The organism is Natrinema altunense, assembly GCF_000731985.1.
Taxonomy (GTDB): Archaea; Halobacteriota; Halobacteria; order Halobacteriales; family Natrialbaceae; genus Natrinema; species Natrinema altunense.
Genome location: NZ_JNCS01000001.1, coordinates 463,314 through 483,972 on the forward strand (window position 1 = coordinate 463,314; position 20,659 = coordinate 483,972).

Below are 20,659 nucleotides of genomic sequence, written 5' to 3' on the forward strand. Positions count from 1 at the left end.
GAACGACTATAAGAGGCTAATCCATTATGACTAAGCGTATTATTAACACATATGGACTAATATAAGGTGTAACCAGATACCTTAATCGCAAGCGCCAGGATATCCTCGTCAGTCGGTCCGCCGTTTGTCTCGGAGAAACGCCGCGTAGTCGCGCGACCGATTAAACTCCCGTCCGGGAAGCGGGTCTTCCCGGTAGCGGGGAATGTCAGAGGCACGTAGTGTTCACCCACCAGAGTGAACACCACATACGATTACTCAGTCTCCCCGGGTAAGGTACCATGGGTTAAAGGATTAGGTATGCATGGAATGGTCTCTCACGATTTGTCGGCGGACGGTCATCGAGATTCGGCTCGCGCCCGAACGAGCGGCGTGGAAAAAGAACCGCCGGTGTCGAACCGGTCAGTACGACTTCGCGAAGTACGCGATTTCGTCCGCGGGGTCGCCACAGACGCCACACTCGTCGTGGTCGGGTTCGGGCACGTCGCCGGCCGTCGAGCCGCCCTCGTCCTCGAGCGGTTGCATGACGATTTCGGCGGCGATCTTCTCCTTGATGACCTCCTCGCAGGCCTCGTCACCACACCACGGCGTCTTCACGTAGCCGCCGTGTTTGCCGATCGTTCCGAGGATCTCTTCGGGACTGTGTGCCTCGCGGACGTTTTCTTCCAAGTTCTCCTCGGCGGACTCGTAGAGTTTGTCGAAGATTTCGTCCAGGTGCTCGTCGACGGCGTCGACGATCCCGTCGCGGTCCGCGACCGATTCCGCGTTGTCCGGCCGGTGGACCAGCGTGACCTCCGCGTCGTCGACCTCGTGGGGGCCGATCTCGAGTCGGAGCGGCACGCCGTTGAGTTCGTGTTCGTTGAACTTGAAGCCGGGATTGCGCTCGTCGCGGTCGTCGAGTTCGACGCGGAAGCCGGCCGTCTCGAGGTCGTCGGCGATCCCCTCGGAGTACTCGAGGACATCGTCTTTGGTATCCTCCTGCCAGATCGGGACGATGACGACCTGCGTGGGCGCGACCGTCGGCGGGAGCACGAGCCCCTGATCGTCGGAGTGGGTCATGATGAGAGCCCCAATTGCACGCCAGGAGAGGCCCCACGAGGTGGTGTAAGCCGTCTGCTCTTTCTCGTCCTCGTCGGCGAAGGTGATGTCGAACGACTCGGCGAAGCTCTGGCCGAGGTTGTGGCTGGTCGCTCCCTGAACCGATTTGCCGTCGGGCATCAATGCCTCGACGGTCGTCGTGGTGTCCGCGCCGGGGAACTTGTCGTGTTCGGGCTTCTTGCCGCGGAGCACCGGAACCGCCAGCACGTCCTCGTAGACGCGTTCGTACTGTTCCAGCCGGGTCCAGACCTCTTCCCACGCGCCCTCGTTGCTCGCGTGGGCGGTGTGACCCTCCTGCCACATGAACTCCTTCGTCCGGAAGAAGGGCTTGGTCTCCGTTGCTTCCCAGCGGACGACCGAACACCACTGGTTGAGCCGCATCGGGAGGTCGCGATGGCTGCGGGTCCAATCGGCCATAAAGGGCGCGATGATCGACTCGCTGGTCGGCCGGACGGCCAGTCGCTCCTCGAGTTCGTCGTGGCCGCCGTGGGTCACCCACGCGACCTCCGGATCGAACCCCTCGACGATGTCCTTCTCCCGCTCGAGGAAGCTCTCGGGGATGAACATCGGGAAGTAGACGTTGTCGACGCCGGTGTCTTTGAACCAGCCGTCGAGTGACTCCTGAATGGCCTCCCAGAGGGCGTAGCCACGCGGTTTCGTGACGATGAACCCGCCCATCGGTGCGTAGTCGGCGAGGTTGGCCTTCTGGACAACTTCGGCGTACCACTCGCCGGGCTTGTGCGATTTCGACTCGGTGATGCCGAGTTCTTGACTCTCGTCGCTCATATCTACAACGATAGCCACAGCGGTCTTAAACGATGCGAAGGTGAACCGCATTCCACGAAACTATTATTTAAATAATCCACACTATATAAATTTTACATTTTATAGAGGGTTTAATGTTATAGGGGTGCGAATTATACTTCAATTTAATTAGTAAATGTGAGCTAGATAATTGCTAAAACAATATCTGGATCAGTGCACCAATCAGAGGTTGGCAGGATCGACTTTAGATTTAATAATTCCTCCACGAATATAGCCCAAAATACATACAGTCTCTTATAGTGTTGTGATTATATGAGGTTGCATTATATTTTCCAATAGCCATATTAATTATTTATAACTAGTATTAATATATTATAACACTGCTAGTAGAAAATCATAAATGGGGCGGGATCAATAATGGATACATGGACGAAAGTCCGAAGAAAGTAGAGAAAGGGAGGAGATCAGCAATCAAAACACTTGGAGCGGGGGCTTTAGCTGGGGTATTTGTCCCAAAATCTGTGAGAGGAAAGTCCAATTCAGATAACTTACTTGAGCGTTCTTTGATCCTTCGAGAAGAAGAAGGATGGCCCGTTGATAAGTGGAGGGAATATCTCATCAAACACGGTGCTGATGTTTACTCAGCTAGCGGGAAACTACAAGTTCCACTAAATAATGCTGATGACAAAGCCCACGTAGAAGAATTAGAGAGATCATGGATTACTATCACCTTAACTTACAGTGAAAATCTTGGTTCCGATGATTATATCGATCTTAGCTGGCAGTGGGAGTATTACACTCCAGATGCACCGATTCCACTTGACTTAGTTAAGATTGGGTGGTCTGATAATGATTATGTGAGATCTGGTGAGCCGTGGTATGGTTCATATGTGAGTGAAATAACTGACAAGGATTCTGAATTTAATACTGGCTTTGTTGCAGAGTACGATAGTTCTGAGCAGGAACAGAGCACACTCCCCTATAACCCAGCACCGGGCGAAGATAAGACTATTTACGGGAGCGGTTGTGGAATGCCGGTTAAAACAAAGGATACCGACCCTTCGAAGCGAAGGATAGAATTCGACTATTATCATACATGGGAGGAGACTACATATGATATTTCGGTCGGGCCAAATGGTCCAGTTGTTAATCCTGGAAGTGAAACAGCTCAATGGGTTGCAGAAGATGGAGCCCTCGAAACGGAAATACGTGATGGGAAAGAATTCAACTGGGATAACGCATAGTAGTTAAAATATTCATAAGTACGATCTCATCGAATTGGCCTCGGCGTACCTCCGACCGAAGGTACGCTGATCCTGATTTTATTCGCTGACACGGTTTCAAAAATCACGAACGGGTTTCTTCCGGTTCTCGCGGACTTATGGGAATCGGTCACGGAGATACGGATATGCGAGCCATCGAGATCAGCGAGTACGGCGACAGCGACGAACTCTCGGTCGTCGACGTCCCGACGCCCGACCCGGACGCGGGCGAAGTTCGAATCGACATCGAGGCGGCGGGAATCAACTTCGCGGACATCATGCAGCGGCGCGGTCACTACCCGGACGGACCCGAAGCGCCGTACGTCCCCGGGATGGAAGCCGCGGGCGTCGTCGACGCTGTCGGTGACGGAGTCGAGGAACTGTCGGAAGGCGACCGCGTCGTCGGCATGCTCGACACCGGCGGCTACGCGGAGTCCGTCACCGCCCCCGCGGATCTGCTCTTTCCCGTCCCCGACGCGATGAGCTTCGAGGAAGCCGCCGGCTTCCCCGTCCAGTTTCTGACCGCCCACGCCTGTCTCTTCGAGTGGGGCGGTCTCGAGGAGGACGAATCCGTGCTCATCCAGGCTGCGGCCGGCGGTGTCGGCACCGCAGCCGTCCAGCTGGCGTCGAACGCCGGGGCGGAAGTCTTCGGCACCGCGAGCACGCAGGAGAAACTCGACCTCGCGGCCGACCTCGGCTGCGATCACCCGATCAACTACACCGAGACGGACTTCCGCGAGGTCGTCGACGAGGAAACCGACGGCGCAGGCGTCGACCTCGTCTTGGAGAGCGTCGGCGACGATGTCTTCGAACGCAGCCTCGACGCGATGACTCACTTCGGTCGGATGGTTACCTTCGGCGTCGCCAGCGGCGTCCCCGCCGAAGTGAGCAACCAGCGCCTGCTCTTCGAGAACAAGACCGTCAAGGGCTTCCACCTCGGACAGGCCGCAACGCACGATCCGAGTCGCGTCATGCAGGCCGTCCCGGAACTGACCGACGGGTTCGCCAGCGGCGATCTCGAGGTCATCCTGGGCGAGTCGTTCGCGCTCGAGGACGCGGCCGAGGCCCACCAGTACATCGAGGACCGGAAGAGCTCCGGAAAGGTCGTTCTGAAGCCCTGAATCGAACGGAATAGACCCGCCGAAGCAACCCCGAGGCCGATGGGACTGCCGGTCTCGCGGATCGTGCCAACGGCGGCGAACCGCCGTGAGCGGACGACACCAACCGGATCGGGGGCGTGGCGATCACCTGCCGCCGCGACAGCGGGTGCTTCCGTCGGTCAGCTCCCGTTCCCGAGCGGGACGTCCCACTCGAGGTCGTGAGCGACGAACTCGGCCTCGTCTAACGGTTCGCCGCCCTCGAAGCGGAACTCGCCGACGACCGTGGCTCCCTCGAGGACGCCCGGAAGCCACAGGTGATCGTCGTCCCACATCCGGTCGTAGGGGACGTCGTCGACGGGTACCCACTCCGGATCGGCCTCCGCGGAGGCGCTCGGCTCGCCGGTTACCGAGCGCGTGCGGTAGACGTGACAGCGGGTATGCTCCTCGCCGTCGAGCAGAAAGGTGAGTTCGCCCGCCTTCTCGAGGTCGCGGACCTCGAGGCCGACCTCCTCTCTCGTCTCGCGGACGGCACACTCCTGTGGGGTCTCGCCGGACTCGAGTTTCCCGCCGGGGCCGTTGTACCAGCCCTCGCCGAGGCCGCGGCGTTTCTCGATCAGCAACACGTCGTCGCCGTCGTCACCGCCGTCTCGGAGGGGAAAGCACAGCGTCGTCTCGATCATATGCGAGGGTTCGCTCGGAGCGTGAAAAGGCTGTACTTCACGCAGCTATGCGACGGCTCGCGTGGTTTCCCGTCGCTTACCCCTACTGTTCACCGTGAGAACCCGACTGGCAAACCGGGTGGCGGTTAGCCATCGGCATGCGAGTAGACGAACTCCCGAACCAGTTTCGCGGCCAAGGCGGCCGCCTGTCCGTCGTCGCGGTCGTTGACCTCGACCACGTCGAACCCGTCGGCGTGGGGTGCAACCGTCCGGACCACGTCGCGGAGTTCGCGGGGCTCGAGGCCGAACGGCTCGGTCGTTCCGGTGCCCGGCGCGTAGCCGGGGTCCGCAGCGTCGATGTCGACGCTCAGGTAGACCTCGCGGTCCGCGAGTCGATCCCCGGGCGTCCACTCGCCCACGTCTTCGGGTGGAACGACGGTCACGTCGTCGGCGGCCGCTCGCTCCCACTCGGCTTCGCTGCCGGTGCGAGCGCCGAGGACGATCACGTCCTCGACGGATGCGACGTCCTCGAGAATCCGGCGGGTGACGGCGGCGTGGGAGAGCGGGTTCCCGTCGTAGGCGTCGTACAGGTCGAGGTGGGCGTCGAGACAGACGAACACCTCGGGTTCGACCGCGCGGACGCCCGCGAGCGAGACGGTGTGTTCGCCCCCCAACAGCAGGGGCACGGTGTCGTTCCAGACGGCCTCGCGGAGCGTACTCGTCAGATACTCGAGATACGCGTCGACGTCGTCCCAGGCCCGAACGTCGCCGTGGTCGACGACGCCCAGTTCCGAAAAGTGTCGGTCCGTCCGGTGGTCGTAGTCGTCGAACGGTTCGGCAAAAGATCGAATGCGGCGGGGCCCAAAGCGGGTCCCCGGCTGAAAGGTCGTCGTGGCGTCCAGGGGCGCACCGACGACCACGAAGTTCGCGCCGCCGTCACGATCGGACTGTGCCGCCGCGTCGGTCCCCTCGCGTTCGTCGGTCGCCCCGGGAAACATCAGACGATCTTTCGCTGGTCTTCCATCTCGAGGTATTCGATGTTCTCGTCGGGGGAGACATCGACGTCGTCGGGAATGCGCATCGTGATCGTCTCGTAGGTTTCCAGGTCCATGACCTGCATGTCGTCTTCGTCGACGGAGACGACCTGTCCGTTCTTGCGCTCGATGATCGGGACCCAGATCTTCGCGTCGACGGGCTGGGAGAGCGACCGTTTCTTACCGTCGAAGACGCCCTCGGCCTCGACGCGAGCCTTGGCGCTGCCGTGTTTGCCCGGCTTTGCCGTCGAGTAGGCGTTGATCTTACACGGCGTGTCCTCGATCATGACGTAGCTGCCTTCCTGGAGGTCGCGAACCTCGGTCTGCTGTTTCGCCATGTCCCGGCGTAATCAATCGACGTGCATAAACCGTTTGGAATGCGCGCTGCGGCGAGTTCTGCCCGACAACGGGTCTCACGGCAGCCCCCGCCATGCTCCGGGAGCGGGTTACGGCCGCCGACCGGTCCCGTCGGCGCTGCCCGTTCAGCACCAATCTGCGACCCCTACGCGGACGGCTCCCACCGGAACCCGGCCGCATCGGCCGGGGCCTCGAGCGGGCTCGTCGGCAATCCGTCCTCGACGGCGGGGTCGTTGTACGCCCGCGGCGCGATGTCGTTCGGGCCGTCGGGATAGAACAATGACGCCAGCAACTGGAGCTGGCCGCGACCGACGCCGAGTTCGAACTGGCCGCCGCCGTACAACCGAATGTCGCGTTCCGCACAATAGGCGAGGGTTTCACACAGCGACTCGAGCGAGCCGAACCGAGAGGGTTTGATATTGAGCCAGTCCGGCTCCCAGGGCAGCGCTTCGACGTCCTCGAGTCCGTGAATCGGGGCGTCCCAGGAGACCCGGTCTCGGACGGCGGGGTCCGCGAACAGCGGTCGCGTCTCGTCGGTCAGCGTGGGGTCCTCGATGATGGCTTCGGGGAACGCCGTGAGAACGCGGTCGTACAGGGCGGGATCGGCCGGCACGTCGACATCGGTGCCCTCGTACTGACCCTTCAGGTCGAGGATACGGACCGCCTCCGTCCCGACCGTCTCGCCGATGGCCGCGACGAGGTCGTCGTCCCACGCCGGGATCGGATCGAGTTTGAACTCGAGGGCAGGGACCCGCTCGCGCAACGACTCGAGTCGGTCGGTCGTCGGCGGGTCGCCGAGCCGGGTGCTGGCGACGAACCGGACGGGGTCGTAGCTGCGCTCCAGTTCGCTCCCGAGATCGGTCTCCGCCTGCCGGAGCGCGAGGTCCAGCGCGGCGCTCTCTATGCCCCAGCGCCGGTAGTTCCGAAAGACGGCCCGATCGGGCACACCGCCGGGAAAGAGATCGAGGTCGGCGAGCCGCGAGGAAAACGAGTCGATCGTCCACTCGCCAGTCAGGTCGGGCAGCCCCGTCTCCGCCAGCCGGTCGTGATCCGCAGTCTCGTAGGTGACGTCCTCGCCGTATCCGGTGACCGCGGCGTCGTCGCTCGATCCCGGCCCGGAAAGGGCGAACTCCGTCGTGACGCGGGTGAAATCGCTCGAGGTCGCACGCTCGCGGCGCTCGGTCGACACCTCGTCGATCGTCACCGGCACGTCGGCGAGCCGATCGTAGTCCATACCGGTCGTTCGGGCCCGGGGATCAAAGGGGCTTGGTGGGTTCGCGGCGTCACTCGAGACAGCGACGAGCGTCCGCTCGGCGTCCACGCCGGCTTCGGAACGGCCGTCTCCGATGCCGGTGCGCTCACACCGGTTCCCCTTCGGAACGGGGCGTCCCGGAGGGCACCGACACGGTTCGGGTGTGGCCGACCGGCTCGAGGTCGTCCGCGCGGAGGACGCGGTCGCGCCAGACGGCGTAGCCCGCCAGGTTCCACGCGAGGCCGGGGGAGCGGTCGACGATCGCGCCCGAGACGTCGGGGGCGAACTCGGGGACTTCGTAGCGGTCGAAGATCGACTCGAGCGGCCCCGATCCGAGAAATCGCTCCGCGGGGAAGTTCCCGTTCCCCTTCGGCTTGCGCCGGTCGTACGCGGGGTACCACTCGCCGAGCAGTCGCTTCGGAACGTGTTTGGGCTCGCCGTCGCGGACGTAGCGCTCGGGCGAGGGGAGCCCGAGCGCGAGTTCGGCAACGGCCTTGCCCGCGAACGGCGTGTACATCTCGCAGCCGCGGGCGAGAGCGGCTTGCCGCCAGACGGTGACGGCGTCCTCGCAGAAGAAGTCGACCCACTGTCCGACGTGGACGTGTCGTGCGTACCGGTTCCCCGACGCCGCGGGCACCCGATCCATCGCGTACTCGTAGCGCTCGCGCTGGCGTCGCTCGTACTGCCGGCGTCCGATCGCCTCGACGACCGCCGGGACGTCCGTGTAGACCGCGAACTGGAGCCCCTGTCCGTCGGGATCGGACGGATGCCGCCGGAGTCCATCGAGCACGTCCCGGTGGTGTCGGAGTTTCTCGACGACCGGCGGGACGTAGCCGAGGTAGCGCGTCCGCCACACGGTGCGAGCGGTCTCGAGCGAGCCGCCGAGGCCGAAGACGGCGTCCGCGACCTGACCGCTGACCAACGTGTCGGCCCCGTCGTACTCGCGGTAGATGCCGTCGAACGTCGGCGTCTGGAGTTGGTGGGGCGGCAGTCCAAGCGCGTCGACGGCCGCCTCGAGCCGCTCGAGGTAGTTCGACTCGGCCATCTCGACGACCTCGCGGTCGGTCCCGACGAGGTCGGTCGCGCGCTCGGCGTACTCGCGTTCGAACGCCAGTTCGGGCGTGTCGAACGACGCGGTCACGCTCTCGGTAGGGGTCGTCAGGTAGGGCTCGAGGACGGTCGAATCGACACCGCCCGAGAGCATGAGCGACGCCTCGTCCGCGACGGGGGCACAGACCGCCGACAGGACCTCGTCGAGTCGCTCGTGTGCGCTCGCGGGCGCGAGTCCCGACTCGGGCGTGAGCGTCTCCGTTAGTTCGGTTCGGGGCGTCGTCTCGCCGGGCGTCCAGGTGAGCGTCTCGCCGTGACCGAGCCGGTGGACCCGCTCGACGTAGGTGTCGATCGGCGTCGTCCGATAGAGCAGGTGCGCGGCCCTCGCGCGATCCGGCACCGTCCGATCGGCCGGTTCGAGCCGCGCGAGGGCGTTTCGAAACAGGTCGGTGACGACCGGTTCGCCGCTCGAGTCGAGACAGTAGAACACTTCGTAGGCCGACGTGATCCCGCGGTGGGCCTGCACCGTCGGTTCGGCCGCCCGCTCAGAGAGCACGACAACTGTTCCCTCGCCGGGCAGCGAGTCGTGGAGCGCTTTGACCGCCGCGAACGGCGCGCCGCGTTCGATCGCCGTGCGGAGTTCGCGCCGGTGCGTGCCGGCGATGATCCACCGGCGCTCGTCTCGGGTAACGACCTCGGCGTTCGGGTTCGCGAGCAACACTGTCGCCATTACCAACCCGAACCGGCAGACGGGACATTGTAATGGGATGGATACTCCGTGCGAACCGACAGTCAGTCGCCGATGAACGCACCGGTGCTACTCCTCGCCGCGGCGCTGGCGCAGGTTCTGTCGGGTGAACTGCGGTCGCGCGCCGATCGATGTCGGCGAGCGGAACGACCGATAGAGTTGGATGACGACGATCACCGAGAACCCCGCCGCGACGACCGACGCCCTGGGTGCCTCGAGGGCGTACAGGACACCCATCGAGAACAGCGACATGGTGAGGAGCATGCCGTAGACCAGTCGCTTGGCGAGTTCCTCGAAGACGTCTTGCTCGTCCTCGACGCCGATACGGACGAAGAGGTCGTCCCGGTCGAGCCGATCGAGCGCGCGCTCGGTCTTGGGCGCGAGTCGCGTCAGTGACTCGCCCGACCGGCGGAGCTGTCGGCCCGTCTCGTCGATGTACTTCCGGATGGACTCCTCGCGGTACCCCTGCTCGGTCAGGTACTCGGTCGCAGTCGAGATGAAGTCGAAGTCCTCGTCTAAGGTGACACACACTCCCTCGACGACGGTTGCGACCCGCAGGATCAGCGCGAGGTTCTTCGGCAGTCGGAGGGGGAACTCGTAGATGGAGTCCTCGATCTGTCCGACGATCTGGTTGACCCGGTACTGTTCGATGTCCTCGCCGCGGGCGTCCTGGATCGCGATCTCCATCACTTCGGCCATGACGCCCCGATCCGCGTCGGGCGAGAGCGTCCCGATCTCGACGAGCGCGTCGAGAATGCCGTCGATGTCCTGATTGGCGACGGCGATGTAGAAGTCGACGATCTTGTCCTGAACGAACGGGTCGACCCGTCCCGACATGCCGAAGTCGTAGAAGACGATCCGCCCGTCGTCGGTCACCGCGAGGTTCCCCGGATGCGGGTCGGCGTGGAAGACCCCGTCGTCGATGATCATCTGCAGGTAGGCACGCTGTAAGTCCGTCGCGACCCGCGTGCGATCGATTCCCCTGCGCTCGAGTTCGTCGACGTCGTTGATCTTCGTCCCCTCGATGTACTCCATGGTGAGCACGCGCGGGCCGGAGTGGCTCTCGATCACGTCGGGGATCACGAGCCCGTCGTCGTCGGCGAAATTCGACTGGATTTCGGTGAGCATCGCCGCCTCGCGCTCGTAGTCCATCTCCTCGCGGATCGTCTTCGAGAACTCCTCGGCGAGGTTCTCCAGCGAGAACGACCGGGCGTCGTCGACGAAGTACAGCAGGATCGGCAGGGACCACTTGATGACTCGCAGATCGGCCCGAACGAGGTCCTCGATGTCCGGTCGGCGGATCTTGACGGCGACGTCGTGGCCGCTCCCACCGTTCGCTTGAGCCCGCGCGCGCTCGCTTTCGGGATCGAGACGCGCCCGATAGACTTGACCCAGACTCGCGCCGCTTATGGGTTCGGTATCGAACGCCGCGAATCGCTCGTCGACGGGACCGAGTTCGTCCTCGAGAACGCGTTTCGCCCCGGGCCAGGGTGCCGGCGGCACGTCGTCTTGCAGCGATGCGAGGACGTCGATGTACGCCGGCGGGAGCACGTCGGGACGCGTCGACAGCAACTGGCCGAGTTTGATGAACGTCGGCCCGAGGGTCAACAGCGACTCGAGTAACACCTCCGCTCGGTGGCGGTGCGTTTCGGGATCGACCCGTCGGGGACGGCCGAACAGGAGGAAACGCCGCCGGTCGCGGGCGTAGGCGAGCAACAGCGGGAGGAACTGCCACGTGACGACCGCAAATCGCTTGTATGCGCGAAGTGAAACCAGCCTCGGTCACCCGGGTTCGGAGCCCTCGTCGACGATGTCGATCGTCGTCTCCTCGCGGGAACCGCGTTTCGGCAGCGTCAACTCGAGGACGCCTCGGTCGACGGCGGCCTCGGCACCCGCATCGGACGCGTCGTCGGGCAGCGGGAGGTCGACGTCGAGAAACAGCGACCGGTTTTCCTCGACGTACCGGTAGTCGCCGGCCGGCTCTTTCTCCCGGCGGGCATCGATTGAGATGCGGCCGTCCTCGATCGCGAGGTCGAGCGACTCGGCGGAGACGCCGGGGACGTCGAGTACGAGCAGATAGGCGTCATCGCTCTCGAGCAGATCGAAGAAGACGTCCTCGGAGAGGTCCCGCAACGCGTCGCGGAGCGCTGACATGGATACCGGTTCGAACCCCGATACGAAAAACCCCGTGGTCGCGGCGAGCTCTCACCCCCCTACGAGCGGCCTGGTGGCGGTTTCGATGACGGCCAGCTACGGCGGGGACGCCGATCGATGACACCTGATTTTCACTCGAGCGACCGAGCAACCGAGGGGTTCCCCCACGCTTTTGCCGTCCGGCGACCCGAATCAGGGTATGGAAGGAGCCGACCGCGAGCGCACGGAGGCCGGGTTCAAGGTCCGGACACCGGTCGACGAGGCGCGCCGGATTCTGCAGGAGACAGTCGCGAGGGATGGGGACGCCGATACGGACGTGCCCTGCGGGACCGAGACCGTCGACGTCGACCGTGCGGACGGCCGCGTCCTCGCCGCACCGATCGCGGCCGCTCGAGACGTGCCCCACTATCGACGGGCGGCGATGGACGGCTACGCCGTCAGGGCCGCGGATACCTTCGGGGCCAGCGATCGCTCGCCGGAAGTACTGCAGCTCGCCGAACCCGCTGCCGACACCGACGGGCACGCGACCGCCGACAGCATCGCCCCCGGGACGGCCGCGCGAGTCCACACCGGCAGCGCGCTCCCCGAGGGTGCCGACGCCGTCGTCATGATCGAACGGGTCACCGAACGCGAGTCGGTCGGCGAACTCGAGGTCGAGGACGCGGTCGCGGAGGGGGAAAACGTCGCGCCGATCGGCGAGGATATCGAGGCGGAACAGCACCTCTACGATGCGGGCCACCGGCTCCGGCCATCGGATCTCGGCCTGCTGCGCTCGGCGGGCTACGGCCGCGTCGCGGTCGCCCAGCAGCCGACCGTCGGTGTCGTCCCGACCGGCGAGGAACTCGTCGCGGGCGACCCCGACCCCGGCGAGGTGATCGAGACCAACGGCCTCACCGTCTCGCGGCTGGCCCAGCGGTGGGGCGCACGAGCGACCTACCGCGACGTGGTCACCGACGATCCCGAGTCGCTGCGCGTGGCGATCCAGCGTGACCTGACGAAAGACGTCGTCGTCACCACCGGCGGTTCCTCGGTCGGCGAGCGCGACTTGCTACCGGAGGTGATCGACGACCTCGGCGAGGTACTCGTCCACGGCGTCGGGCTCAAACCCGGCCATCCCGTCTGTCTGGGGATCGTCGAGGAGACGCCGGTGCTCGCGCTGCCAGGCTATCCCGTCGCCTGCATCGTCAACGCCGTCCAGTTCCTCCGGCCGGTCCTGCGATGGCTCGAGGGGACCGAGCCCGACCCCCACCCGACGACGCGGGCCCGACTCGAGCGCAAGATTCCGAGCGAACCCGGGACGCGGACGTTCGCACGGGTACAACTCACGGCCCGCGACGCAGACGAGTCGAGCCACGACGAACCCCGATACGAGGCGGTCCCGACCCGGGCGAGCGGGTCGGGCGTGCTCTCGAGCGTCGCCCTGGCCGACGGCTGGGTGATCGTCGACGACGACCGCGAGGGGATTCCGGCCGGTGAAACGGTCGCCGTCGAAACCTGGGAAATCAACCCCTAGTACGTCACGGCAGGACGAACTCACCGGAGCGCTTGCCGAACCGCGTCCGCCAGCGCGTTCACGCGGGCGACGTGTTCGTAGGAGCCGTCCCGTACCCCGTTCGTCACGTAGGCAAACCCGATGTTCTCCGCGGGATCGGCCCAGCCGACGCTGCTGCCCAGGCCAGCGTGGCCGAACACGTGCGCGGGCGAGAGCGAGCCGTAGGGCGCGACCGTCGTGCCGCCCTTCCAGAACCCGAGCGCGAACCGCCCTTCGCGGCCGAGCGTGCCGTCGGCGTCCGTCTCGGCCTCGAGTCGCGTCATCCGGTCGACGGTCTCGGGCTCGAGGAGTTGCGTCCCCTCGAGTTCGCCGCCGTTGGCGAGACAGGCGTAAAACCGAGCCATGTCGCCGGCGGTCCCGATGCCGTTGGCGGCGGGGATCACGGCGCGGTGGATCTCCTCGGCGTTGAACGGTGCTGCGACCTCGGTGTGATCGCCCAGCCCTTCGCCGGGGTCGCGACAGCGGTCGAATTCGTCGAAGCCGACCAACGTCGCTACGTCGTCGTCCTCGTCGTCTCGGAGCCCAATCCCGGTATCGTCCAGGCCGAGCGGGTCGAAGACGCGCGCTTCGACGGCCGCCTCGATCGGCGTCCCGGAGACGCGGCGGACGAGTTCGCCGACCAGCCAGCCGAACGTCAGCGCGTGATAGGCCGGCGTCTCGCCCGGCGTGAAGTTCGGCTCCATTTTCTCGAGGTGCTCGACGACGGCGTCCCAGTCGCCCCAGAGATCCGGTCGATCGTCGAGCTCGCCCTGATTGAGCCCCGAGGTGTGGCTGAGCACCTGCCGGACAGTGATCGCCGCCTTTTCCGTCCCCTCGTCGGCGAACGTGGGCCAGTGGTCGACCACTTGGTCGTCGTACTCGAGGTGCCCCTCCTCGACGAGCGAGTGCAGCGTGACCGCGGCGTAGGGTTTCGTACTCGAGAAGAGGATATGTCGCGTCTCGCGGGTCTCCGCTGGACCGCCGGGAGCTTCGACGCCGCCTGCCAGGTCGATCACCGGCTCGCCGTCGACGTAGACGGCGAGTTGCGCCCCGTGGTGGAGCCCGACCTCGAGATGACGGTCGAAGAGATCGGCGATACGTTCGCGGTCCGTGTCGGAAAGCCGTGACATGGGTCGGTACACTTCGGGCTGGCGCTTAATCGTTGCCGTACGAGAACATATCACAGCCACGCCGCGGCGACCGACGTTTTTAGCCTCGGCGGCCGAAGGAGCGCTATGAACCGCAAGGAGTTTCGCGATCTCGCGACCCCCGACGAGGCACGGGCGGCGATCGACTCGCTGTCGCTCGAGGGGGGCATCGAACGCGTCCCGCTCGAGAACGCGCGGGGTCGAGTGCTCGTGGCGCGACTCGACGCCGAACTCGACGTACCGGGCTTCGACCGGGCGAGTCTGGATGGGTACGCGCTCCGGGCCCGGGACACGTTCGGCGCGGACGAGGCCGACCCCGCTCGCCTCGCGGTCGTCGGCGAGGTCCACGCCGGTGCGAAACCGAACGTGACGCTCGAGGCGGGGCAGGCAGCCGAGATTTCGACCGGCGCGGTGATGCCCGACGGTGCCGACGCGATGGTGCCGGTGGAGCGCACCGATACGGACGGTGGTGGTGACGAGGTTCTCGTCCGCACAGCGGTCGCTCCCGGTGACAACGTCATGTTCGCGGGCGCGGACGTGGCCGCTGGCGAACGCGCGCTCGGCCCCGGGACCACGATCACGCCCCGCGATATCGGCCTGCTGTCGGCGCTGGGGATCGACGAGGTGCCGGTCCGAGCCAAGCCGCGGGTCGGCATCGTCTCGACCGGCGACGAACTCGTGCGGCCGGGAGACGACCTCGAGAGCGAGCGCGGCGAAATCTACGACGTCAACAGCTACACCATCGCCGCCGGGGTCGAGGATGCGGGCGGCGAGGCGGTGCTCTACCCCCACGCCGGCGACGATCAGGACGAGATGGAGGGGGTTCTGCGGACCGCGGCCGACGAGTGCGACCTCGTCCTCTCCTCGGGATCGACCAGCGCGAGCGCGGTCGACGTGATCTACCGGGTCATCGAGGAGCAGGGCGAGTTGCTGCTCCACGGCGTGAGTATCAAACCGGGAAAACCGATGCTGATCGGGCGGCTGGACGACTCCGCCTACGTCGGGCTGCCGGGCTACCCCGTCTCCGCGATGATGGTCTTCCGAACCTTCGTCGCGCCGGCGATCCGCGAGGCTGCCGGGAGACCGGAGCCGGCGTCCGCGACCGTCACCGGCCGGTTGGCACGGCAGGAACGGTACGAGGAAGGTCGCCATCGGCTCATGCCCGTCGGGCTGGTCGAGGACGGCGACGGCGAGACGCTCGTCTACCCCGTCGACAAGGGCAGCGGTGCAACGACCAGCCTCGCCGACGCGGACGGCGTCGTCGAAGTCGGTCCCGAGACCGACTACCTCGAGGCGGGCGAGTCCGTCACGGTCACGCTGTTCTCGCCCGACGTCCGGCCGCCGACGCTGTTCGGGGTCGGCGAGGACGACCCGACGTTCTCGCGGGTCCTCGACGGCCTCGAGAGCCCGCGCTACCTCTCGGTCGGCAGCCGACCCGGCCTGCGACGGCTCCGCGAGGGCGTCCCCGACGTGGCGGTGGTCGCGGGTCCGCTCGATAGAAACGTCGAAGCGGACGAAATCGGCCGCTGGGACCGGGAATGGGGCCTGGTCGTCTGGACCGGCAACCCCGACGAGATCGAGGGCCTCGACGATCTGGTCGATCGCGACCTCCGGTTCGTCAATCGGACGACCGACTCCGGGCTGCGCTCGAGTCTCGGCGCTGCGGTCGCCGACGTTGCCGAGAAACGAGGCACGGACCGCCACGAAATCGTCGACGCGATCGACGGCTTCGATCTCGGCCTGCGCGCTCACGAGAGCCCCGTTCGCAAGGTCATCGCGGGCGACGCCGACGCCGGGCTCGGCCTGCGGGAGACCGCCGACCGCCTCGATCTGGGCTTCGTCTCCCTCGGCGAGCAGCCTGTGTGCGCCCTCGCGAACCCCGATCGGACGGAGAAGGAGGGGGTTCGGGAACTCGAGGCGGCGCTCGCGGACGTCTCGTCGGCGCAGCGATAGCGGCAAATCACTCTTCGCAAATTCCGTCTCTCCGTCTTGGGACGCAAGGGGGTGGCCACTCCGTGTCGCCACGATAGCAGGACGCGCAGTTCCTCTTGCCCCATCGCACGCATCCTACCGGTCCGACCGTCGTTCCTCGAGCCCGCCGTTTTTGGTCGCGCACGCCCTACGAGCAGCTATGCGAATCGTCACGACGCTCCCCTCGGCGACCGAGACCGTCGCCGCACTCGGCTGCGAGCCGGTCGGTGTCTCCCACGAGTGCGATTATCCGCCGAGCGCCGCGTCAGCACCCGCAGTCACCAGCTCGCGGATCGACACCTCGGGCTCGAGCGGCGAGATCGATCGACAGGTCCTCGAGACCGCCGACACCGAGGCCGGCGTCTACGATATCGACGTCGAGACCCTCGCCGCTCTCGAGCCGGATGTGATCGTCACACAGGGGATGTGCGATGTCTGTGCGGTCGACGTGGCCGTCATCGAGGACGCCGTCGACCGAATAGCGGCGGCCCCCGAGATCGTCACGACCGACCCCCACAGCGTTGGCGACGTGCTCGGTGACCTCGAACGGATCGGCCGCGCGATCGGTCGCGAGGACCGCGCTCGGGAGGTTCGACGGGACCTCGAGTCGCGGATCGAAGCGGTCCGGAGCCGAACCGCCGATATCGCCGCCGAGGACCGCCCGCGCGTGGCGGTCTTCGACTGGACCGAGCCCGTGATGATCGCGGGCCACTGGACGGCGGAACTGGTCGACTGGGCCAGCGGCGAGTACGGGCTAGCCGACGTCGGCGAGCGGTCATGCCCCCGCGAGTGGGACGAGATCCGGGCCGACGACCCCGAAGTCGTGATCGTCGCGCCCTGTGGGTTCGACCTCGAGCAGATCAGGGAAAACAGAGCGGACCTCACCGAACGAGATGGGTGGAACGACCTCACCGCGGTCCAGGAGGGCCGCGTCTGGGCGATGGACGGCGACCAGTACCTCAATCGACCCGGCCCACGGCTGGTCGACACACTCGAGGCGCTCGCGCCGCTCCTCCAGCCGGGGCTGTTCGACGGCCCGCCTGCCGACGTCGCAGTGCCGTTCGAAGACCTCGAGGCACTCGGGTCGGAGCACGACCCCCTCGAAAACGGTTCTCGATCCGATGCCGAGTCTCGAGCCGAGGTCGACTCGAGCCCGTGATCGTCCTTCCGGCCGACACCCGTGAGACGATCCTCGAGCGTGCCCGCGAGGGCGACCCCGACGAAATCTGTGGGGTTCTTGGTGGTGAGTACGAACCTGACGGAAAGAGCCGCGTCCACTCGCAGTATCCGACGGAAAACGTCGCCGAAACACCGCGGACGCGGTACGAAATCGATCCAGAGGAACAGCTGGCGATCTTCGAGCGGCTCGAGAATCGCGGCGAGGAGATCGTCGGCTTCTATCACTCCCATCCCCGCGGCCCGCCGCGACCGAGTGCGACCGACGAAGCGCAGGCGACCTGGCCCGATCGGTCCTACGTGATCGTCTCGCTCGAGCCCCTCGTGATCGGGTCGTGGCGCTGGCGGACGGAGAGCGACGGACAGTTCGAGCGAGAGCGAGTGGGCGGCGACTGACGCGTGACGGCTGCTCACTCGTCCGTGCGGCGCTCGAGTTCGTCCGCCCGTTCTCGCGCGTCGGCCGCCTGCTCTCGGAACTCCTCGATCCGCTGAGTCAGTTTCTTGCCAGCGGTGTATTTGAACTCGTCGGGCATCATCCCGTACTCGATGTCGAGCGTGATCAGCGTATCACAGCCCTCGATGATCTCCGGGGCCCAGCTTCCCCGTGCCAATTTCGACTCGTCCGTGATCACCGCCTCACCGTCTTCGACGTCGATGAACGCGCTCACGATGTTCCAGATGTTCGGATCGCTCGAACTGACCTCGTCGAACAGTCCCTCGAGCCGCGAGTCCTTGATCTCCTCGTCGCGCAGTTCCGCGAGCAGGTCCTCGAGACTGTCGGCGATCTCGTCGTATCTGGCGGCGTCATCGCGGAGGGCGGCCGGTGATTCGTTCGAATCGGTCCCCGTCATCGTGTGCCCCCCGTCTCGTCGGTAGCTGCGGTCATATACGGGTCGTACCCGCTTCGGCACCGTAAACGTACGCTTCCGTGACTGGCTCGTGTTCGAGTCTGTGGAGCGCGAGGGGGCTCCGCGCGAGCTACTGGGGTTCGGTAACCATCTTCATGCGGCTAGTGCTCGACTATTAGTTAGCTAAAATAAAAACGTCCTCTCAATCAGCTCTCATACCATTTCCGTCTCGAGGTACCACAGCAAATTCACCGTCATGATATAAAATCCGTTCTCCTTTTAAATAGCAAATACTATTACAACGGGTCTGAAATGACGGATATAATATAGCGATGGACGGTCGTACTCCTCACGGGTGGGACGATCCGACGACGATGCTGAGTCGAACTCGTCCTCACACGTACGTCAGGATGTAGAAACGAAATCGCTGGGTCCCGCGGATGCATCAGTTCAGCGACTGAGCGGCGATGAGACAACAGCTTCGGAACCGGTCCGGTTTCCGAGATCGATGGGAGCACTTGGCTCGTCTCCCAAACTCGTTCAACAGGTGGAGGCAGTGTCCGAGTCAACGGACGCGACCAGTACTCCGAAGGCGATCGGCTCACTGGGGTCGTCGGCGGACCTGCTCCAGCGAGTGACCGACCAGGCCGGCCCGTCCGCCCAGTCGAAAAACAGCAGTCCGAATTCCGACGAGCGCTGGGTTGCCGGTCACAGCGGGCCGACATCACTGCAGCGCAGTACTACGGCTGCCCAAGATACGGGTCCAGCCGGTGAGACGCAGGTTCCCGATGCCGTCCGTGACGTGATCTCCTCGTCTGGGCGTTCTCTGGATACGTCCATTCAGCGAGCGGTCGAGGACCGCATGGGCGATTCACTCGGTGACGTACGGATTCATACCGGCCCGAAAGCCGCTCAGGCGTGTGACCAGATCAACGCGCGGGCGTTCACGGTCGGGAATCACGTCGCGTTCAATGCCGGCGAGTACGACCCCTCGAGTCCTGAAGGCCAGCACGTACTGGCTCACGAACTCGCACACGTCCGCCAGCAGACCGGCGGTGCGGTGTCGATGCTTCCCCAAGAGAATCTCGGCCTCGAGATCGACCCTGATCCGCAGTTAGAGCGGAAAGCCGAGGAGACTGCCCAGCGGGTGATGGAAGGGGGTGAACTTGGGATTCAGTGCTTGGGGCAGACGGAAGTCCACGTGCAGCGATCAGAGAAAGGACAGGGATGGTTGTCGTCGGTGAAGGACACGTTATACAGTGATGGCGACGAATCTAAATTATCACTGACAGACCTCAGTGACACGTCCAGTATCGAGGAGCGTCTCTCTGCGCTCGCAGAGAATCAGAAACAACTCCAGGCCAAAGTCAACTCCTTGTCCACGAAACACGAGGCGACCATCTTCGAAAAGGTAGCTGATGCCGGGACCAGCGAAGCGCTCAAGATCGGGATGACCGAAGCCGGTAAAAAGTCTGGACTTCCCTTCGGCGAATTCCTCGGATCGCTGTCCGGTGCTGCACTCCAAGCGATCTACAACAATCGCGAAAAAGTGCTCGAGCTTCTCGGGCTCAAATCCGAATCAACTGTTAGTGAATCACAGGGTACTGGATCGGGTAGCTCGCAGGCCAATGAACTCAGGAGATAAATAGATGAGAGCCAATATCACTGGACAAAACGACGAACGGGTAGGCCTCTACGTATATGATGACAATAAAATAGAACATTGGGTTGAGATAGAATTCGACGGTGAGATCAAGTACCACGAACAAGACGGGTACGCAGATGACCCAGACGAGCGAACGCTCAAGGGGGACGAGATGGTTGATCAGGCGCGAGATTACGCCAAGTGGTACGTCGCTCAGAATACCGAGTACGATACAGTTCCGTGGTACCTGCGAAGCGAGCGGATTGAGCGAGTCAAAGACGTAGTCGAGAATCTCTCCGACGACGACCTGAAGCACCACTTCGAACATTACTATCGGCAACTGGTGGGCGCATACGACGACAGTATCACACAACCAAATCCGGATCCCGTTCCCGTCGGTGCAGCGATGAACGAGTATCGTGAGCACAAACTCGACGTTTACCTTACCGAGGATGGGAGCACTGTCGACGCTACCTCCGGCGTCCACGTAATGTACTACGCCGACATTAACGATGATCGTATCATTCGTAGCGACGACCCCTATCCGGACCGCAAACCCGATACGCGTCTCGAGCACGTTGTCATCGACATTAACAGGGATCAGTTCCGGGAGTTTCTGATCTATCACCTTCGATGCCAGATTCGGGATAGTTACCTCGCTCGCGGTGAGGAACCGCCCGAAGAATATCGCGTTCTCGGTCCGGGAACCGACCACATGATGGTTCGGTGTATGAACCGCGACTTCGTCCCAGATTACCACAACTACAACGCCACGGTCCAGGGCTATCGCGCCGAAGATACGTTCAACGCTGGTGTCTTCGGCCAAATTTTGGGTCTCTTTTAACTCGAACTAGCCACTTTCAC

Annotated in this window: 18 protein-coding genes; 8 read left to right on the top strand and 10 right to left on the bottom strand. The window is 64.2% G+C overall.

Features of this window, described 5'->3' with window-relative positions; translation table 11 throughout:
* Nucleotides 1-399 precede the first annotated feature (399 nt).
* The gene (gene proS / locus ALTAJ2_RS02410; RefSeq protein ID WP_007110431.1) at nucleotides 400-1,881 is read right to left on the bottom strand and encodes a proline--tRNA ligase; all 1,482 of its coding nucleotides are present in this window, start codon (nucleotides 1,879-1,881) and stop codon (nucleotides 400-402) included.
* 404 nt (nucleotides 1,882-2,285) lie between these two features.
* Between proS and ALTAJ2_RS19010 the strand changes: the two genes are divergently transcribed.
* Nucleotides 2,286-3,104 carry a hypothetical protein gene (locus ALTAJ2_RS19010; RefSeq protein ID WP_144240180.1) on the top strand — a complete coding sequence of 273 codons (819 nt, stop codon included), beginning with the start codon at nucleotides 2,286-2,288 and terminating at the stop codon, nucleotides 3,102-3,104.
* Nucleotides 3,105-3,268: 164 nt separating this feature from the next.
* The gene (locus ALTAJ2_RS02415; protein ID WP_050031426.1) at nucleotides 3,269-4,243 is read left to right on the top strand and encodes a quinone oxidoreductase family protein; all 975 of its coding nucleotides are present in this window, start codon (nucleotides 3,269-3,271) and stop codon (nucleotides 4,241-4,243) included.
* A 158-nt stretch (nucleotides 4,244-4,401) separates the two neighbouring features.
* On the opposite strand, the gene ALTAJ2_RS02420 is transcribed toward ALTAJ2_RS02415, so the two are convergent.
* The 7 genes from ALTAJ2_RS02420 to ALTAJ2_RS02450 form a co-directional block, all read right to left on the bottom strand.
* The gene (locus ALTAJ2_RS02420) at nucleotides 4,402-4,902 is read right to left on the bottom strand and encodes an 8-oxo-dGTP diphosphatase (protein WP_007110429.1); all 501 of its coding nucleotides are present in this window, start codon (nucleotides 4,900-4,902) and stop codon (nucleotides 4,402-4,404) included.
* Between the two features lie 125 nt (nucleotides 4,903-5,027).
* Nucleotides 5,028-5,879 carry an agmatinase gene (gene speB / locus ALTAJ2_RS02425; protein ID WP_007110428.1) on the bottom strand — a complete coding sequence of 284 codons (852 nt, stop codon included), beginning with the start codon at nucleotides 5,877-5,879 and terminating at the stop codon, nucleotides 5,028-5,030.
* Complete coding sequence (locus tag ALTAJ2_RS02430; protein WP_007110427.1) at nucleotides 5,879-6,253, bottom strand: translation initiation factor IF-5A; 375 nt, start codon at nucleotides 6,251-6,253, stop codon at nucleotides 5,879-5,881. The genes speB and ALTAJ2_RS02430 overlap by 1 nt, the downstream gene beginning before the upstream one ends.
* A gap of 164 nt (nucleotides 6,254-6,417) precedes the next feature.
* Nucleotides 6,418-7,506: an enolase-like domain-containing protein gene (locus ALTAJ2_RS02435; RefSeq protein ID WP_007110426.1), complete on the bottom strand. Its 1,089-nt coding sequence runs from the start codon at nucleotides 7,504-7,506 to the stop codon at nucleotides 6,418-6,420.
* Nucleotides 7,507-7,630: 124 nt separating this feature from the next.
* Nucleotides 7,631-9,304, bottom strand: coding sequence for an asparagine synthase-related protein (locus ALTAJ2_RS02440; protein ID WP_007110425.1), 1,674 nt, complete (start codon nucleotides 9,302-9,304; stop codon nucleotides 7,631-7,633).
* A gap of 87 nt (nucleotides 9,305-9,391) precedes the next feature.
* A complete protein-coding gene (locus tag ALTAJ2_RS02445; RefSeq protein ID WP_007110424.1) occupies nucleotides 9,392-11,038 on the bottom strand; it encodes an ABC1 kinase family protein in 1,647 nt (548 codons plus the stop codon).
* A 66-nt stretch (nucleotides 11,039-11,104) separates the two neighbouring features.
* Nucleotides 11,105-11,476, bottom strand: a complete 372-nt coding sequence (locus ALTAJ2_RS02450) for an Hsp20/alpha crystallin family protein (protein WP_007110423.1) — start codon at nucleotides 11,474-11,476, stop codon at nucleotides 11,105-11,107.
* Nucleotides 11,477-11,675: 199 nt separating this feature from the next.
* Between ALTAJ2_RS02450 and ALTAJ2_RS02455 the strand changes: the two genes are divergently transcribed.
* On the top strand, nucleotides 11,676-12,989 hold the full coding sequence (locus ALTAJ2_RS02455) for a molybdopterin molybdotransferase MoeA (RefSeq protein ID WP_007110422.1): 1,314 nt from the start codon (nucleotides 11,676-11,678) through the stop codon (nucleotides 12,987-12,989).
* A 20-nt stretch (nucleotides 12,990-13,009) separates the two neighbouring features.
* On the opposite strand, the gene ALTAJ2_RS02460 is transcribed toward ALTAJ2_RS02455, so the two are convergent.
* Entirely contained in the window at nucleotides 13,010-14,137 is a 1,128-nt protein-coding gene (locus ALTAJ2_RS02460; RefSeq protein ID WP_007110421.1) for an EstA family serine hydrolase, read from the bottom strand.
* Between the two features lie 105 nt (nucleotides 14,138-14,242).
* Here ALTAJ2_RS02460 and ALTAJ2_RS02465 point away from each other — a divergent pair, with 105 nt between their 5' ends.
* From ALTAJ2_RS02465 to ALTAJ2_RS02475, 3 genes are all read left to right on the top strand, one after another.
* Nucleotides 14,243-16,108, top strand: a complete 1,866-nt coding sequence (locus ALTAJ2_RS02465) for a molybdopterin biosynthesis protein (protein ID WP_007110420.1) — start codon at nucleotides 14,243-14,245, stop codon at nucleotides 16,106-16,108.
* A 178-nt stretch (nucleotides 16,109-16,286) separates the two neighbouring features.
* A complete protein-coding gene (locus tag ALTAJ2_RS02470; protein WP_007110419.1) occupies nucleotides 16,287-17,285 on the top strand; it encodes an ABC transporter substrate-binding protein in 999 nt (332 codons plus the stop codon).
* A complete protein-coding gene (locus tag ALTAJ2_RS02475) occupies nucleotides 17,282-17,698 on the top strand; it encodes a desampylase (RefSeq protein ID WP_007110418.1) in 417 nt (138 codons plus the stop codon). Before ALTAJ2_RS02470 ends, ALTAJ2_RS02475 begins: the two co-directional genes overlap by 4 nt.
* 14 nt (nucleotides 17,699-17,712) lie before the next feature.
* On the opposite strand, the gene ALTAJ2_RS02480 is transcribed toward ALTAJ2_RS02475, so the two are convergent.
* Nucleotides 17,713-18,153: a hypothetical protein gene (locus tag ALTAJ2_RS02480; protein ID WP_007110417.1), complete on the bottom strand. Its 441-nt coding sequence runs from the start codon at nucleotides 18,151-18,153 to the stop codon at nucleotides 17,713-17,715.
* Nucleotides 18,154-18,706: 553 nt separating this feature from the next.
* On the opposite strand from ALTAJ2_RS02480, the gene ALTAJ2_RS02485 reads away from it, so the two are divergent.
* Nucleotides 18,707-19,795, top strand: coding sequence for an eCIS core domain-containing protein (locus ALTAJ2_RS02485; RefSeq protein WP_449406467.1), 1,089 nt, complete (start codon nucleotides 18,707-18,709; stop codon nucleotides 19,793-19,795).
* A gap of 4 nt (nucleotides 19,796-19,799) precedes the next feature.
* Nucleotides 19,800-20,639 (top strand): hypothetical protein, encoded by an 840-nt coding sequence (locus tag ALTAJ2_RS02490; RefSeq protein WP_168713796.1) that lies wholly within the window; start codon nucleotides 19,800-19,802, stop codon nucleotides 20,637-20,639.
* Nucleotides 20,640-20,659 lie beyond the last annotated feature (20 nt).